Origin of the sequence: Halogranum rubrum (assembly GCF_900114455.1) — an archaeon.
Taxonomy (GTDB): domain Archaea; phylum Halobacteriota; class Halobacteria; order Halobacteriales; family Haloferacaceae; genus Halogranum; species Halogranum rubrum.
In genome coordinates this window covers 1,477,030-1,491,598 of sequence record NZ_FOTC01000001.1, presented here as the reverse complement: position 1 = coordinate 1,491,598, position 14,569 = coordinate 1,477,030, and the positions used below count along the sequence as shown (strand labels likewise).

Here is a 14,569-nt window from a genome sequence, read left to right as displayed (position 1 = left end):
AGTTACGCGGAAGAGTTCTTAATGAACTGGTCTGCGCCCTCGTAGAACCAGTAGCCTTCGGCGCGCATCGCGCGACCCAGTGCCTTGTGGAGGTCCGGGAAGTCGACGAACTCTTCTTGGTCGACCTGTTCGAAGACGTCCTTCATCGAGACGACCGTCTCGTAGTCGATGCGGATGGGGTCCTCGCCGTACTCGGCGACGAACTCGTCGCGGTTCAGGGGAAAGTCCTCGTCTTCGTTTATCTTCTTGGCGATGACGGCGTGGCCGTACTTGCGCATGCCCTCGCTGCCCTCTTCGCCGTCGGGATCGTGTGGCCAGTCGCTCATGGTTCCACCTTGGCAGGCCGACTCAAAGCCGTTACGGATAGCGGACAGAACTCACTCTTGGTGAATCGTCGCCCGCCGGACGTACACCGGCACCGACCGAGTCGCCTCTGCCTCCTCGAACGTGAACGAGACGTCGACTGTCGCGGGTGCGGCATCGGCGACGGCGTCGAGTGTGACTTCCTCCGACGGTTGGGAAATGACTGTCCCGCGGCGGTCGCAGAGATATTCGAGGTAGCCTAGGACGACTAGCCTTCCGTTCTCGCCGGTCACACCGAACGACAGTGCTTCCGTCGGCAGTGTCTCGCCGACGACGTCGCGGACGTGTTTCGCCGCGATGTTAGCGCTCTCGACGTCGGCCCACTCCTCGAACGGAACCGTCTCGTAGACCGGTTCCCGCTCCGGTTTCTCGCCTTCTTCGACTTCTTCATGGTTCGTGTGACGCCACGCAGCGACGTACCGAACCTCGTCCGTCTCGGGAAGGTACTCGACGTTCTCGTCGGTGACAGTCTCATTCGTCGATACCGAGTCGCCGCTGGCGCGTTGCATGTCGGTGTTCGGCGGAGTGTCACAGTCCTCGGTGGCCGTCGACGTTCGTGTGTCGGTCGACGTATCGCCGGGTCTCGTCGACGACGCTGTCGTGGTGCTCTTCACATCTGCAGACGAGGCCGGTGAGTCAGTCGGAGCGGTACAGCCGGCGACGACGCCGACGAGACTAACACCTACAGCGTGGAGGAACGACCGACGGGAACCTATCATCTCTTCTGTCACTCTGCCGTGAAGATAAGTGTCTTCTGCTAGCCGACACGTCGACTCACTTCTGACTTCGGTAGCCGAAGTGGGTTATCGAGAGCCCAATCAGCAGGGTGACGACGCCCGAGAGGAGGTCTGTCGTCGCCGACGCGCCGACGACGATGGACGTATTGAATCGTCGAAGCGAGAGAGGACGAACACGCGAACAGGGTCGCACTTCGACGGAATCGGTCTCTCGGCTTCGTCAACCCAAGCAGTTTTTAACACCCTAGCGTGTAGACGCCAGTACCATACGCCCGCGGGTAATGCGCGACGGAGTCGCGCAGCGGGGTCCACTGACCGACGCGCTGTAAGACGCCGGGGCTGTTGGCCCCCGTACTGCGGATTTGAGTGAGCACCCGTGCCACGTTTCGTGGCGTTTCGATGCTCGGAACCCTCAAGGAACCATCAAACCATGGAAATCGAAATCGCAACCATTGGCGGCTACGAAGAAGTCGGCCGGCAGATGACTGCCGTCCGCGCTGGTGACGACGTTGTCATCTTCGACATGGGTCTGAACCTCTCGCAGGTTCTCATCCACGACAACGTTGAAACCGAGAAGATGCACAGTCTCGACCTGATCGACATGGGCGCAATCCCGGACGACCGGGTCATGAGCGACCTCGAAGGCGACGTGAAGGCCATCGTGCCGACGCACGGTCACCTCGACCACATCGGCGCTATCTCCAAACTCGCCCACCGCTACGACGCTCCCGTCGTCGCGACGCCGTTCACCATCGAACTGGTGAAACAGCAGGTCCAGGGAGAGAACAAGTTCAACGTCGAGAACGACCTCGTGAAGATGAGCGCCGGTGAGACGATGTCCATCGGCGACTCCGGAAAGGTCGACCTCGAGTTCGTCCACGTGACGCACTCCATCATCGACGCCATCAACCCCGTCCTCCACACGCCCGAGGGTGCGGTCGTCTACGGTCTCGACAAGCGGATGGACCACTCGCCGGTCCTCCAAGACCCCATCGACATGGACCGCTTCCGCGAAATCGGTCGCGAGGGCAACGGCGTCCTCGCCTACATCGAGGACTGTACGAACGCCGGACGCAAGGGCCGCACGCCCTCCGAGTCCGTCGCCCGTCGCCACCTCGAAGACGTCATGCACTCCGTCGAGGACTACGACGGCGGTATCGTCGCTACGACGTTCTCCTCGCACATCTCTCGTGTCTCCTCGCTCGTCGAGTTCGCCAACGACATCGGCCGTCAGCCGGTGCTCCTCGGTCGCTCGATGGAGAAGTACTCCGGCACCGCAGAGCGCCTGAACTTCGTCGACTTCCCGGACGACCTCGGGATGTACGGCCACCGCAAGTCCGTCGACCGCACGTTCAAACGAATCATGAAGGAGGGCAAGGAGAACTTCCTGCCCATCGTCACGGGTCACCAGGGCGAGCCACGCGCGATGCTCACCCGGATGGGTCGCGGCGAGACGCCGTACGAACTGGACCAAGGTGACAAGGTCATCTTCAGTGCGCGAGTCATCCCGGAGCCGACCAACGAAGGGCAGCGCTACCAGTCGGAGAAGCTCCTGAAGATGCAGGGTGCACGCATCTACGACGACATCCACGTCTCGGGCCACCTCCGCGAGGAAGGCCACTACGCGATGCTCGACGCACTCCAGCCGAAGCACGTCATCCCGGCCCACCAGGATCTCAAAGGGTTCGCCCCGTACGTCGACCTCTGTGAGAGCATGGGCTACAAACTCGGCCGTGACGTCCACGTGACGCGCAACGGCAACATGATTCAGCTCGTAGAGTAATGAGCTCCGAAGCGACGGAAGAACGGGTGCTCGCCGCAGTCGCCGAGCGCCGCGAACTGGTCAACGACGCCATCGACGAGGACCTGCCACTGGCCCCACCGGAACGGCTCTACGAGGCAGCGCGCTACCTCCTGAAGGCGGGCGGCAAGCGACTCCGACCGACGGTGTCGCTGCTCGCCGCGGAGGCTATCGCCGACGTCGAACCGCTGTCGACGGACTACCGGTCGTTCCCCGCCCTCGAAGGTGACGACATCGACGTGATGGCCGCCGCCGTGAGTCTGGAGGTCATCCAGTCGTTCACCCTCATTCACGACGACATCATGGACGACGACGACCTTCGCCGTGGCGTCCCCGCGGTACACAAGGCCTACGACACCGAGACGGCCATCCTCGCGGGCGACACGCTCTACTCGAAGGCGTTCGAGATTATGACCGAGACCGGCGCACGCCCCGAGAACGGACTCGGCGCGATGCGGATGCTCGCCAGCACCTGTACCCAAATCTGTGAAGGACAGGCACTCGACGTTCAGTTCGAGTCCGAGACCGAAGTACTCCCCGAGGAGTACCTCGACATGGTTGAGCACAAGACGGCCGTCCTCTACGGCGCAGCGGCGGCCATCCCGGCCATCCTGCTCGGTGCCGACGACGACGTCGTCGAGGCGCTCTACAACTACGGTATCGACTCCGGTCGAGCCTTCCAGATTCAAGACGACGTGTTGGACCTGACCGTCCTGAGCGACAAACTCGGGAAACAGCGCGGGTCCGACCTCGTCGAGGACAAAGAGACGCTCATCACGCTCCACGCCCGCCAGCAGGGCGTTGACGTCGACGGACTCGTCGACGGCGAGCGCATCGAGGACGTCTCCGAGGACGAGATCGACGTCGCCGTCGAGCGACTCCGAGCGGTCGGTAGCATCGAGTACGCCCGACAGACGGCCCGCGACCTCACGGAACAGAGTAAGCGACGACTCGAAGTCCTCCCGGACAACGAGGCGCGACAACTGCTCTGCGACATCGCGGACTACCTCGTCACACGCGGCTACTGAGACGGCTCTCGAACCGCCAGTCGTCCGTGACCGACGACAGTTCTCGATGTTCTGTGTCGGAGCGCCGTCTTCGACAAACGAACAACTAGTGACAAGTTTCTTTCACCGGAAACGTGGTGTGTTCTGCGGGCCTCACAGCGAAGAAAACGAGCCGTGCAGTACGACCGCTGGTCGGTACTCGCAGATAAGCGATTCGGAACGTCCTCCTCACTCGATATCGGAGAGAATCGCGTCGGCGTGTCCCTCGGGCGAGACGCCTTCGTAGACGTGAGTGATGTCGCCGTCCGGTCCGACGACGTACGTGTTGCGGAAGACGCCGTCGAAGGTGTTGCCGAACATGTTCTTCTCGCCGTAGGAGTCGTATGCGCTCGACACGTCGCCGGACTCGTCTGAGAGGAGCGTAAACGGCAGGTCGAACTTCTCGGCGAACGCCTCGAGGTCCGAGACTGGGTCGTCGCTGATGCCGAGCACCTGAATCCCGCGCGCTTCGAACTCGTTCCACGAGTCACGGAAGCCACAGGCCTCTGTCGTACATCCCGGCGTGTCTGCACGCGGGTAGAAGTAGACGACGACGGAGTCGCCGCGGAAATCGGAGAGGGCGACCGAGTCGCCGTCTTGATCGGGCAGTTCGAACGCCGGGGCGGTGTCGCCGACACTGAGCATGTCTCTCTCTGTCGGACGAAGCAGCAAACCGGTTTCTATCTCGCTCGCCTCACGGGCCAGCTAGTTTATGCTCTAGGTTTCTGAGCGTGGGAAACCGTTGGTATCGCGGGCGGTATCACCGCCTAATCCAGCTATATGCCCGTTCGTCACGTCACTCGTTGTGCATGACTCACGTACAAGCCGAAGATGGGACCGAGATATTCGTACGCGACATGGGCGAGGGCGACCCTATCGTCTTCCTCCACGGGTGGCCGCTCAGCCACCGGATGTTCGAGTACCAGTATCACTACTTGCTGGACGAGGGGTTCCGGTGTATCGGCATCGACCACCGCGGTTACGGCGAGTCCGACAAACCCTACGGCGACTACAGCTACGACCGCTTCGCGGACGACCTGAAGGCCGTCCTCGACGAACTCGACGTCGACGGTGTGACGCTCGCCGGGTTCTCGATGGGCGGCGGTATCGCCACCCACTACATGAACCGCCACGACGAGGCCCACGTCGACAAACTCGCGCTTCTCGCCGCCGCGAGTCCGTGTCTCACGAAGAAGTCCGACTTTCCGGAAGGACTCGACGAAGAAGAACTGAACCCGCTCATCGAGGGCGCACGGACCGACCGGGCCGCGATGAACGCGGAGTTCGGACAGATGCTGTTCCACACCGAGCAGAGCGACGAGATGATGGAGTGGCTGTGGAGTCTCGGTATGGACGCCTCGGGACTGGCGACGGCCGCCTCCGCCGAGACGTTCCGCGACGCCGACCTTCGACCGGACATGGATGGAATCACCGTCCCTACCAAAATCTACCACGGCGTCCACGACGAGATTACGCCGTTCGAGATTACGGCCGAAGTACTGGAAGACGGCATCGAGAACGCGGAACTGGTGCGCTTCGAGAACAGCGGCCACGGACTCGTCGCCGACGAGACGGAGAAGTTGAACGAAGAACTGGCGGAGTTCGCTGGCTAACGTGCTCGACGGCCGCAGTGAGTACTCGACATTTTTGCTGAGCGAAACCCGCAACAGACGACCGAATCGCTAGTCGAGTCGCTCGGCCGCCTCTCGCTGGATGAGCGGTTCGGCGTTCGTCGTCGGCAGTGTGACGACGTCCTCTTTCACGAGGTCGTACTCGCGTTCGTCGACGCCGAAGATGGCTCCGACGTCTTGGGTGATACGCACTGTCGTCCGCTCGTGGTCGTCGTCCAGGGTGTCACTGCCGGCCGATTCTGGCTCTGGCTCTGGCGCTGTGGCCTCGTCCGTCGACCGGTTTTCGCTCGACGAGGGCGCGGTCTCGTCGGACCCTGCACCTGGCGGGGCCGCCTCCGGTTCGACGGGCGTGTGGCCGGACTCCCCGGCCGTCTCGTCGTCGGACGTCCCAGACTCACCGGAACCCATCACGTCCGCGAGGACACCGGGTGACTCGGCCGTCTCGTTCGTCGGAGAGGTCTCGGCGGGTTGGGGCTCCGTCCGCTCTCTCTCGCTCTCGGTCGCCGCCGTCGTCTCGGACGTCGTCGGCGTCGCGTCGGACGGCTCTGACGCTGCTGGCGACTCAGTCTGAACCTCACCGGGCCGACGTTTGCCGGCCAAGATGTCGAGGACGTTCGTCTTGTTCGTCTCGATTCGAGTGACCAAGTCGTCGAAGAGCGCCTTCTCTTCTGCGGTCATCCCGTCGTCGTCGACGGGCATGTCGGCGGCGGCGAAACTGGCGAGTTTCACGACCTTACCGACGCGCCGTTCGTAGACGGCTTCGACGACTTCCTCGGCCGTCTCTATCTCGTCGGTCAGTCGCGACACCTCCGGCGAGGAAAAGGGGTCGTCGGCCTGTTCGGCCGCCCCGTTCCGCTCGTCTTTCAGCGCCGCGATGTAGTCGGCGACGTCGCCGTAGAACGAATCGCGGAGATGCTGGAGGCTATCTTTCCGTCGTTCCTTCGATTGGACCGTCCGTAACTCGTCGAGATTCATTCTTTGGCTTTCTCCGCGTCACCGCGTGCCATCAGAAACACGCCCACACATTCACGAACCGTGTTGACTCCCGGTTCGATATTAGTCCTTTCCCCGAGCAGGTCGACAGTCCCCTGTTCGGCCGCGTCGATGCGAATCTCCCGGCCGGTGAATCGGTCGGGAACGGCGTCGACGAGCGGGTCGAACTCGTCGACCGCATCGCGCTCGATACGTTGTACTTCGAAGCCGGTGCCGCCGTGGAGACTCCCCGGTAGGCGGATGAGTCGTCGCAGGTCCGTCGTCACCGGTTCGTCGATGGGTGCAGTCTGGTCTTCGACGACTTCGTGTGCCAGGGCTTCGACCAGCATCCGCAGTCCGGGTCCACCTGCTTCGACGTTCCCCGTCTCTATCGCCTGCGGGTTGCGCTCGAACGCCCCCAGAATCGTCGTCGCCCGACCCTCGCCGATACCGTCGAGCTCCTGTAATCGCTCCAGTGCCTCTTCCTCGGTCATCGACTGGAGTTCGTCGACGAACGCGAGGAGTCGGTCGTGGGTTCGCTTTCCCCATCCGCCTTCCGTCCGGAGGACGCGTTGGGTCGTCGGGCCCGACGCGCGCGTTCTGACGAGTCCGTCGACGTCGAGGTCGATTGCCCGGATGTAGTCGACGATTTCCCGTCGCGCCTCGCTGTCGAGTTCACGGACACCCTCGTCGCGGACGTGAACGTGATAGCCTCGGCCACCGGAGAAGACGATCTCCAACTCCTCGAACGCGAAGTCGTCTTCGAGGATGTCGAGGAGGCTGAGCAGTGACTGCTTGCAGGCGGTCAGCATCCCCTTGTAACTCGTCCCTTCGGGGTCGATAGCCGGGATGTGGTCGGCGTCGAGGTCGAAGACGAGGTCCGCCGAGCGCCAGTCTTTGTCGCTCATGGCGTTCGCGCTCGGGTCGGTGTAGCGCGCGGCCGAGAAGTAGGCGTGCCGCGGCGCTTCGCGCGCGAGGAAATCTCCGATGTGGCCGAGGTTGAGCAGCGACTCGTGACGAACCATCGTCGTCCCTGCACCGGCCGTCCAGGGGATGTACCCCCACTCGCGGGCGTCTGCATCCGGCGGTGGCGTCACCACTGCACGCCGGTAGTAGTCACCGAACCGCCCTTTGAGATACTCACGCGTCCGAGCGTCCATCGCTTTCCATCGGTTGTGGAGACGCGGGTTTAGTCGTTTTCGTTGCCCCCGCCCACGGGGGTGCAACACACGAGTCAAGTGTCTCTCACGCGTCGGTTCGTCCGTGAAGGGCAACTACGCGACGCTCGACCTCTCGCTCTCCGTCGAGGATGCACGTCGTCGAATCACGGACCGAGTGACCGACGTCGCCGTCCGTCCCACCGACGACGGCTACGAGTTCCGGAGTCACTCGGGGTTCCGACTCGGGGCACTCACCCCCGTTCGTCTCTCCGACGGTAGTACCGGGTCACGATTGGCCTACCGAACGACGCTGCTCTCGCCGAGTGCCGCACACGCCAGACAGACGGCCCACCGGATTCGGAGCGCAGTCGAACCGTTCGCCGTGAAACGCTCGTAGCGAAGTGACCTGACGGTGGTGCTCTCGGTAGTAAGACACCGGTCTGCTGGAGTCGGAGCTGTCTCCCCGAATCACCGACGCATGAAATCGCTCAGTTTGTCTCGTAGACCGCCTTCTCCGAGTTTGAGATAGTAGGCGTCGCCGCCGTCCTCGTAGTAGTTGTCGATACGACGTTTGACGGTGAAGCCGATATGTTTGTAGAAGTCGAGCGCCGGTTCGTTCGTCGTCCGTGCGTGACACGTGACAGAACGGTGGTTGGTAGCGACTTCGGCGACGAGTCGTTCGCCGTAGCCTTCGCCGCGAACCTCCGGGGCGACTGCGAGAAAGAGGATGTAGCCGTCGCGTCGCGTCGACGCGAAGCCGAGGAGTCGGTCGTCTTCGAACAGTAGGTGCGTGGTCGAACGGCGATAGGCGTCCATGAAGAAGCCGCGCCGTTGTTTCAGCACGTCCTCTCGCTGGCGGATGCGCTCTTTCAGCTCCCACGCCTCTCGAGCGTACGTATCGCTTCCGGGCGCGTCCACTCGCTTTTCAACGTTGACGCTCACTACCACGGAGATAACAGAGGGGAGGATATAACTCCACCGTCGACAGCTAGCGAGACCGACAAGTCGGTTCGGCGACCGAACGGAACCCACTTGTCTCCCGGTGTCGACTCTCGGAACGTGAGTTTCGAACTGCGTGACCACACGGCCGACGTCGCCGTGGAAGCCACCGCGTCTGACCTCGCTGGACTGTTCGGCGCACTCGCCGACGGACTCGCGGCGGCGATGTGCGAGTCCATTCCCGACGACGGCGAGCGCTTCTCGCTCACCGTCCGTGCAGAGAGTTGCGAAGCGGTCCTCTTCGACTACCTCGACCACCTCATCTACGAACGCGACGTTCGGGCCGTCCTCCCGGTGGAGAACCGTGCCACAGTCCGACAGGAGGGCGAACAGTGGGTCGTCGACGCGAGCGCCCGAGGCGTCCCGCTGCAGGGACTCGGTGCCCGGGAAGTGAAGGCCGTCACCTACTCCGAGATGGCCGTCGAGGAGACGCCCGACGGCTGGCGCGGATACGTCGTCTTCGACGTCTGATTCTGCATCAAAGATACCCGCTTCGACGGCTGTCGGTGGTAATTTTCAGCATCTGTGGCTCTGAGAATCTGCGACGCATTAAGGGTACTCGGGTCCGAAGTAATATTCGTGACCCGGCGTCTCCCAATCGCACTCACGGCGCTCGCCACGCTGTTCGCTAGCGCCGGCGTCGCCAGTGCACACGTGAAGTACGTAACGCCCGGAAGCGAACCAGTCGCCGTCCTCGAATTCCTCGTCGAAGCGCTGTCGAACCCGTTCAACCTCGTCGTCCTCGGACTCGGTGCCGTCGCCGTCGGTGTCGGACTGGTCGGCTACCTCCGCGTCCGTCCCGCGCAGCACGACGTCGCCGTGCTCCGGTCGTCGCTCGCCGACTACCGCGACCTGCTCCCGTGGCTCTTACGGTTGAGTGTCGGCCTCCCGCTCGTCGGTGCGGGGTTCTCGGGGTACTTCTTCGCCCCCATCGTCGAACCCGCCGCGCCGACGTTCGTCCGCCTCTTCGGCATCACCGTCGGCTTCCTACTGCTCTTCGGGTTCGGAACTCGCCTCGTCGCCGCCACGGGCCTCCTCGCCTATCTCGTCGGTCTCGTCTTCGACCCGTCGCTCGTGCTCGCCTTCGAGTACGTCCCGGCGTTTATCGCACTCGCGCTCGTCGGTGGTGGCCGTCCAAGCGCCGACCAACTGGTCGCGAAACTCGCGGCCGACGACCGAACGTTCTACTCGCGAATCGACCCGTTCTACCGGGCCGTCGCGGTGCCGTTCGTCGAGCGCGTCCGACCCTACGAGACGTACGTTCCGACTATCCTCCGGGTCGGTCTCGGTCTCTCGTTCATCTACCTCGGCGTCGCCCAGAAGCTGATGAACCCTGGCGAGGCGCTCGCCGTCGTCGCGAAGTACGACCTCACAGCAGTCGTCCCCGTCGCCCCCGAACTGTGGGTCGTCGGTGCGGGACTGACCGAGGCGCTCGTCGGCGTAATGCTCATCGCGGGGCTGTTCACGCGCGCTTTCTCGGGTGTCGCCTTCGCGCTGTTTACGACGACGCTGTTCGGCCTCCCGGACGACCCGGTGCTCGCCCATATCTCGCTTTTCGGTCTCGTGTCGGCACTGCTCGTCACGGGCGCTGGTCCGTTCTCGCTCGACGCCTGGCTACAGGACGTCGATAGCGAGACGAGCGACTCGGACGCCGTCGACGACGGACTCGTTCGCGGTCGAATCGCTCCCGACGACGGCCGGTAATCACAGACCCGGACGGCAACGCTATTCCGAACGGCTCTCGTCTCTTCGCGTATGACTGACGACGAGTCTCCAGATTCGAAGGAGTTCGACGGTATCCGTCTCGAACGCGTCCGAGAGCACGTGTGGGAAATCGCGCGAGAAGACGACATGCGCGTTCCGGCGCGCGTCCTCGCCTCCGAACCCCTACTCGAACAGATCGGCGACGACAAGACGCTCCAGCAGTTGAAGAACGCGACCCATCTGCCCGGTATGACGAAGCACGCGCTCTGTATGCCCGACGGCCATCAGGGCTACGGCTTCCCGGTCGGCGGCGTCGGCGCGACGGACGCGGAGAACGGCTGTATCTCGCCCGGAGCCGTCGGCTACGACATCAACTGCGGCGTCCGGATGATGCGGACGAACCTCACCTACGACGACTTGCAGGGCAAAGAGGAGGAACTCGTCGACTCACTCTTCGCGAACGTCCCCTCCGGTCTCGGCGGCGGCGGCATCGTCGAGGAAGGAATCGACACCGTCGAGGCGATTCTCGCCCGCGGGATGGACTGGGCGCTCGAACGCGGCTACGCCACCGAAGACGACCTGGCCCACTGCGAGGACGAGGGGATGCGCCCCGACGCCGACCCCGACGCCGTCTCGCAGAAGGCGAAGGACCGAGGGAAGAACCAAATCGGCTCGCTCGGGTCGGGCAACCACTTCCTCGAAGTCCAGCGCGTCACCGACGTGTTCCGGCCCGAAGTCGGCGAGGCGTTCGGTCTCGAAGAAGACCAAATCGTCGTACTCATCCACTGTGGGTCACGGGGTCTCGGCCACCAGACCTGCACTGACTACCTCCGCCGTATCGAAAAGGAGCACGCCGACCTGCTCGCCGACTTGCCGGACAAAGAACTCGCCGCCGCCCCCGCTGGGTCCGAGTTGGCCGAGGAGTACTACGGCGCGATGTGCGCCGCCATCAACTTCGCGTGGGTCAACCGCCAACTCATCATGCACCGGACGCGACAGGTGTTCGAGCGCGTCTTCGAGCGCGACTGGGAGGAGATGGAGATGGAACTGCTGTACGACGTCGCGCACAACATCGCCAAGAAGGAAGTTCACACCGTCGACGGCGAGGAGCGCGAACTCTACGTCCACCGGAAGGGTGCGACGCGAGCGTTCCCCGCCGGTCACCCCGAGGTGCCGAAAGCCTACCGCGACGTCGGCCAACCCATCATCATCCCCGGGAGTATGGGTGCGGGGAGCTACGTCCTCCGTGGCGGCGAGGAGTCGATGAACCTCACGTTCGGGTCGACGGCCCACGGTGCGGGTCGCGTGATGTCGCGGACGCAGGCCAAACAGGAGTTCTGGGGAGAGACGGTCCAGGACGAACTCCGCGACCAAGAGAAAATCTACGTCAAGGCACAGTCGGGTGCGACGGTGGCCGAGGAGGCTCCCGGCGTCTACAAAGACGTCGACGAAGTCGTTCGCGTGAGCGACGACCTCGGCATCGGCGACAAAGTCGCGCGAACCTACCCGGTCTGCAACATCAAGGGATAAGCGGAAGCCGACGAGTACCAACCACAACTCGTCGAGGGACGAACTGTCCCACCGCTCGGACAGGAGGGTGACTCGCAAGTGCCGTGAGTCCACGCTCACGGTCGGTGGTGTCCTCCCAGTCACCACCAGCCAACGTCTACGTCGGTTTCGGTTACTCCGCTACTCCTCCTCTGTGACTCGTTCGTCTTCGGGAACAGGCGATGGAAGCCGTCGCATCGTGTCGACGGACACCATCGCGTTCACTTCTTCGAGACGGTTCTGCATCTGCGTGAAGTGAGAGTCGGTCTGATTCGTATCGCGTACACTCATTGGTCGTTACCTCCACTCGTCGAGCAGCAGACTCTCGTCGGCGTCGACAGTGACCCACGCGTCGTCGCGGGTCGTATCCGCGATGACGAACTGCTCGTGGTCTCCTGCGTCGTCGACGACGGCCATGATGGCGTCTTCCGTCTGCTCGGCGGCCGTGTTTCGCTCTGCCTGCAAACGCGACTGCTGCAGCGACTGCGACGGGTTATGGCATTCCGGTTTGTGGGGATCCATTAGTGGAACTCCTATCTATGCTAACAGATGGAATCCGGATAGGGACTCTTCCCAAACAGTTTGGGATGGGGGAGAGTCGAGACGAATATAACGAATCGAATTCGGCAGGTAGAGGAGTAGATAACCCGAAAAACGGGCGAACAAAGATTCAGCGCTCGAACGTCGGGCCGCGGGGGGTTTTTGTACTCATCCCCTCGCTGAGCCGGACGTACTCGGCAGGGGCTCTCGGGTCGAGCTCCTCGCCGTCGGCGAACTTCACGAAACTGAGGTAGAACGGTTCGCCACAACCGAGGTCGGTTTCCTCTTCGTACTCGCCTTCCTCGGTCTCGTTCCACGGGTTCGTCCGCCACTCGATACCCGGCCCGTCGCTCTCGCCACAGACGAAGCGGACGCCCTCGGCGTCTTCGAACGCCTCGTCGGGTGCGGCGTACTCCCAGCCTTCGAAGGGATACGGTGTGACTGCCTTGTCGGCGAGATACGCGTCACGTTCCAGTTCGACCATCGTCTCGCAGTGGGGGCAGTAGTAGGAGGCGCTGAACGTCATTAGACGAGATAGGGAGGAGACCGACTTAACGCCCGCGCCTGCGGCGATGGGGCGGAGCGTACCAGAAACCCGCGATACCTGCCGAGAGTGGGAGACGACGGGGTCGTTAGTCTTATTCGCCGCACGACCCCACTTTGGGACATGAACGACGCGGACGTACGCGACTTACTCAGTTCGGTCGAGGATCCGGACCTCGGCGACGACATCGTCTCGCTCGGTCTCGTCAACGCCGTCGACGTCGACGGCGACGCCGTCCGAGTGTCGCTGGCACTCGGCGCACCCTACGCGCCACACGAGACAGAGATTGCGACCCGAGTCCGAGAGGTCCTCGGCGAGCACTTCGACGAGGTGGACCTGTCGGCGAAACTCCCCTCGTCGCTCTCGCGCGACGAACAGGTACTACCGGGAGTGACGAACATCATCGCCGTCGCTTCCGGGAAAGGTGGTGTCGGCAAGTCGACCGTCGCGGTCAACCTCGCGGCCGGTCTCTCGAAACTCGGTGCGAAGGTCGGCCTGTTCGACGCCGACATCTACGGCCCGAACGTCCCGCGGATGGTCGACGCCGGAGAACGACCGCAGGCGACGTCCGAACAGCGCATCGTCCCGCCGGAGAAGTACGGGATGAAACTGATGTCGATGGCGTTCCTCGTCGGCGAGGACGACCCGGTCATCTGGCGCGGCCCGATGGTCCACAAGATTCTGACCCAACTCGTCGAGGACGTCGAGTGGGGTGACCTGGACTACATGGTGCTCGACCTGCCGCCGGGGACGGGCGACACCCAACTGACCGTCCTCCAGACGCTCCCGCTCACGGGGGCGGTCATCGTCACGACGCCGCAGGACGTCGCCACCGACGACGCCCGCAAGGGACTCCGGATGTTCGGCAAGCACGACACGAACGTGCTCGGCATCGCCGAGAACATGGCCGGGTTCCGGTGTCCGGACTGTGGCAACTTCCACGAGATATTCGGCTCCGGCGGCGGGAAGGCGATGGCCGACGAGAACGACCTGCCCTTCTTGGGCGGGATTCCGCTCGACCCCGCGGTTCGCTCCGGCGGCGACGGCGGGAAGCCAATCGTCCTCGACGAGGACAGCGAGACGGCCGACGCGTTCCGCGTGCTGACCGAGAACGTCGCCAACAACGTCGGTATCGTCAACCGGCGGAAGGTCAAACTGCAGCGATGAGTGACGACGAGCCGGCACCGGTCGGCGGCGAGGTGAGTGACGACGAGTCGGCACCGGTCGGCGGCGAAGAGGAGAACGACCCCGACTGGGAGATGGCACCCGACAGCGACGCCGAGTTCCCCGCCGACCCGGAACGAGTCGCGTTCCTCCGCGAGATTGCCGAAGACGTGCGGCGAGACAGTTCCGAGAGCAAACAGCTCTCGGCCATCCTCTACCGCGTCAGCGACCTCTACGACGACGAAGGGAACACCTCGCCCGAGGAGATTTACCTGAACGTTCGGCACATCATGAACATCAAGTCGCAGGGCGGTATCGAGCGATAGCCGGGAGTTTTAGTGCTCCACCTCCACGTTCGAC

Annotated in this window: 18 protein-coding genes; 9 read left to right on the top strand and 9 right to left on the bottom strand. The window is 63.3% G+C overall.

Annotation, left to right across the window (positions count from 1 at the left end; all coding sequences use genetic code 11):
* Nucleotides 1-2 precede the first annotated feature (2 nt).
* Nucleotides 3-326, bottom strand: a complete 324-nt coding sequence (locus tag BM083_RS07415; RefSeq protein ID WP_009367476.1) for a DUF5785 family protein — start codon at nt 324-326, stop codon at nt 3-5.
* 51 nt (nt 327-377) lie between these two features.
* Complete coding sequence (locus BM083_RS07410) at nt 378-1,082, bottom strand: hypothetical protein (RefSeq protein WP_089867784.1); 705 nt, start codon at nt 1,080-1,082, stop codon at nt 378-380.
* Nucleotides 1,083-1,530: 448 nt separating this feature from the next.
* On the opposite strand from BM083_RS07410, the gene BM083_RS07405 reads away from it, so the two are divergent.
* The gene (locus tag BM083_RS07405; RefSeq protein ID WP_089867780.1) at nt 1,531-2,883 is read left to right on the top strand and encodes a ribonuclease J; all 1,353 of its coding nucleotides are present in this window, start codon (nt 1,531-1,533) and stop codon (nt 2,881-2,883) included.
* Nucleotides 2,883-3,929, top strand: coding sequence for a geranylfarnesyl diphosphate synthase (idsA3, locus tag BM083_RS07400; protein ID WP_089867777.1), 1,047 nt, complete (start codon nt 2,883-2,885; stop codon nt 3,927-3,929). Before BM083_RS07405 ends, idsA3 begins: the two co-directional genes overlap by 1 nt.
* 207 nt (nt 3,930-4,136) lie before the next feature.
* Here the strand turns inward: idsA3 and bcp are convergent, their stop codons facing one another.
* On the bottom strand, nt 4,137-4,592 hold the full coding sequence (bcp, locus tag BM083_RS07395) for a thioredoxin-dependent thiol peroxidase (RefSeq protein WP_089867773.1): 456 nt from the start codon (nt 4,590-4,592) through the stop codon (nt 4,137-4,139).
* Nucleotides 4,593-4,756: 164 nt separating this feature from the next.
* Here bcp and BM083_RS07390 point away from each other — a divergent pair, with 164 nt between their 5' ends.
* On the top strand, nt 4,757-5,560 hold the full coding sequence (locus tag BM083_RS07390; protein ID WP_089867769.1) for an alpha/beta fold hydrolase: 804 nt from the start codon (nt 4,757-4,759) through the stop codon (nt 5,558-5,560).
* Between the two features lie 69 nt (nt 5,561-5,629).
* Here the strand turns inward: BM083_RS07390 and BM083_RS07385 are convergent, their stop codons facing one another.
* Nucleotides 5,630-6,553, bottom strand: coding sequence for a DNA replication complex subunit Gins51 (locus BM083_RS07385; RefSeq protein ID WP_089867766.1), 924 nt, complete (start codon nt 6,551-6,553; stop codon nt 5,630-5,632).
* Nucleotides 6,550-7,710 carry a DNA primase small subunit PriS gene (gene priS / locus BM083_RS07380; RefSeq protein ID WP_089867763.1) on the bottom strand — a complete coding sequence of 387 codons (1,161 nt, stop codon included), beginning with the start codon at nt 7,708-7,710 and terminating at the stop codon, nt 6,550-6,552. Before priS ends, BM083_RS07385 begins: the two co-directional genes overlap by 4 nt.
* Nucleotides 7,711-7,813: 103 nt before the next feature.
* On the opposite strand from priS, the gene BM083_RS07375 reads away from it, so the two are divergent.
* Nucleotides 7,814-8,107 carry a hypothetical protein gene (locus BM083_RS07375; RefSeq protein ID WP_009367485.1) on the top strand — a complete coding sequence of 98 codons (294 nt, stop codon included), beginning with the start codon at nt 7,814-7,816 and terminating at the stop codon, nt 8,105-8,107.
* Nucleotides 8,108-8,178: 71 nt separating this feature from the next.
* Here the strand turns inward: BM083_RS07375 and BM083_RS07370 are convergent, their stop codons facing one another.
* Complete coding sequence (locus BM083_RS07370) at nt 8,179-8,652, bottom strand: GNAT family N-acetyltransferase (protein WP_089867760.1); 474 nt, start codon at nt 8,650-8,652, stop codon at nt 8,179-8,181.
* A 117-nt stretch (nt 8,653-8,769) separates the two neighbouring features.
* Here BM083_RS07370 and BM083_RS07365 point away from each other — a divergent pair, with 117 nt between their 5' ends.
* The 3 genes from BM083_RS07365 to BM083_RS07355 all read left to right on the top strand — a co-directional run bounded on the left by BM083_RS07365 (nt 8,770) and on the right by BM083_RS07355 (nt 11,943).
* Nucleotides 8,770-9,180, top strand: coding sequence for an archease (locus tag BM083_RS07365; RefSeq protein ID WP_009367487.1), 411 nt, complete (start codon nt 8,770-8,772; stop codon nt 9,178-9,180).
* Nucleotides 9,181-9,288: 108 nt separating this feature from the next.
* Nucleotides 9,289-10,413: a DoxX family protein gene (locus tag BM083_RS07360; protein ID WP_089867756.1), complete on the top strand. Its 1,125-nt coding sequence runs from the start codon at nt 9,289-9,291 to the stop codon at nt 10,411-10,413.
* A 51-nt stretch (nt 10,414-10,464) separates the two neighbouring features.
* On the top strand, nt 10,465-11,943 hold the full coding sequence (locus BM083_RS07355) for an RtcB family protein (protein WP_089867753.1): 1,479 nt from the start codon (nt 10,465-10,467) through the stop codon (nt 11,941-11,943).
* Between the two features lie 159 nt (nt 11,944-12,102).
* Here BM083_RS07355 and BM083_RS23220 read toward each other — a convergent pair whose 3' ends face one another.
* The 3 genes from BM083_RS23220 to BM083_RS07350 all read right to left on the bottom strand — a co-directional run bounded on the left by BM083_RS23220 (nt 12,103) and on the right by BM083_RS07350 (nt 13,027).
* Nucleotides 12,103-12,252, bottom strand: coding sequence for a hypothetical protein (locus BM083_RS23220; protein ID WP_009367490.1), 150 nt, complete (start codon nt 12,250-12,252; stop codon nt 12,103-12,105).
* Between the two features lie 6 nt (nt 12,253-12,258).
* Entirely contained in the window at nt 12,259-12,483 is a 225-nt protein-coding gene (locus BM083_RS22775) for a DUF7556 family protein (protein ID WP_143085692.1), read from the bottom strand.
* A gap of 148 nt (nt 12,484-12,631) precedes the next feature.
* Nucleotides 12,632-13,027, bottom strand: coding sequence for a DUF7969 family protein (locus BM083_RS07350; RefSeq protein ID WP_089867749.1), 396 nt, complete (start codon nt 13,025-13,027; stop codon nt 12,632-12,634).
* 141 nt (nt 13,028-13,168) lie between these two features.
* Here BM083_RS07350 and BM083_RS07345 point away from each other — a divergent pair, with 141 nt between their 5' ends.
* Nucleotides 13,169-14,212 (top strand): Mrp/NBP35 family ATP-binding protein, encoded by a 1,044-nt coding sequence (locus BM083_RS07345; RefSeq protein WP_009367493.1) that lies wholly within the window; start codon nt 13,169-13,171, stop codon nt 14,210-14,212.
* On the top strand, nt 14,209-14,535 hold the full coding sequence (locus tag BM083_RS07340; protein WP_177197563.1) for a DUF7976 family protein: 327 nt from the start codon (nt 14,209-14,211) through the stop codon (nt 14,533-14,535). Before BM083_RS07345 ends, BM083_RS07340 begins: the two co-directional genes overlap by 4 nt.
* Nucleotides 14,536-14,569: the final 34 nt, after the last annotated feature.

Bases quoted from the DNA above. Each gene is read 5' to 3' on its own strand.
- BM083_RS07415 (WP_009367476.1), bottom strand. From the start codon at position 326: ATGAGCGACTGGCCACACGATCCCGACGGCGAAGAGGGCAGCGAGGGC.
- BM083_RS07410 (WP_089867784.1), bottom strand. From the start codon at position 1,082: ATGATAGGTTCCCGTCGGTCGTTCCTCCACGCTGTAGGTGTTAGTCTC.
- BM083_RS07405 (WP_089867780.1), top strand. From the start codon at position 1,531: ATGGAAATCGAAATCGCAACCATTGGCGGCTACGAAGAAGTCGGCCGG.
- idsA3 (WP_089867777.1), top strand. From the start codon at position 2,883: ATGAGCTCCGAAGCGACGGAAGAACGGGTGCTCGCCGCAGTCGCCGAG.
- bcp (WP_089867773.1), bottom strand. From the start codon at position 4,592: ATGCTCAGTGTCGGCGACACCGCCCCGGCGTTCGAACTGCCCGATCAA.
- BM083_RS07390 (WP_089867769.1), top strand. From the start codon at position 4,757: ATGACTCACGTACAAGCCGAAGATGGGACCGAGATATTCGTACGCGAC.
- BM083_RS07385 (WP_089867766.1), bottom strand. From the start codon at position 6,553: ATGAATCTCGACGAGTTACGGACGGTCCAATCGAAGGAACGACGGAAA.
- priS (WP_089867763.1), bottom strand. From the start codon at position 7,710: ATGGACGCTCGGACGCGTGAGTATCTCAAAGGGCGGTTCGGTGACTAC.
- BM083_RS07355 (WP_089867753.1), top strand. From the start codon at position 10,465: ATGACTGACGACGAGTCTCCAGATTCGAAGGAGTTCGACGGTATCCGT.
- BM083_RS23220 (WP_009367490.1), bottom strand. From the start codon at position 12,252: ATGAGTGTACGCGATACGAATCAGACCGACTCTCACTTCACGCAGATG.
- BM083_RS22775 (WP_143085692.1), bottom strand. From the start codon at position 12,483: ATGGATCCCCACAAACCGGAATGCCATAACCCGTCGCAGTCGCTGCAG.
- BM083_RS07350 (WP_089867749.1), bottom strand. From the start codon at position 13,027: ATGACGTTCAGCGCCTCCTACTACTGCCCCCACTGCGAGACGATGGTC.
- BM083_RS07345 (WP_009367493.1), top strand. From the start codon at position 13,169: ATGAACGACGCGGACGTACGCGACTTACTCAGTTCGGTCGAGGATCCG.
- BM083_RS07340 (WP_177197563.1), top strand. From the start codon at position 14,209: ATGAGTGACGACGAGCCGGCACCGGTCGGCGGCGAGGTGAGTGACGAC.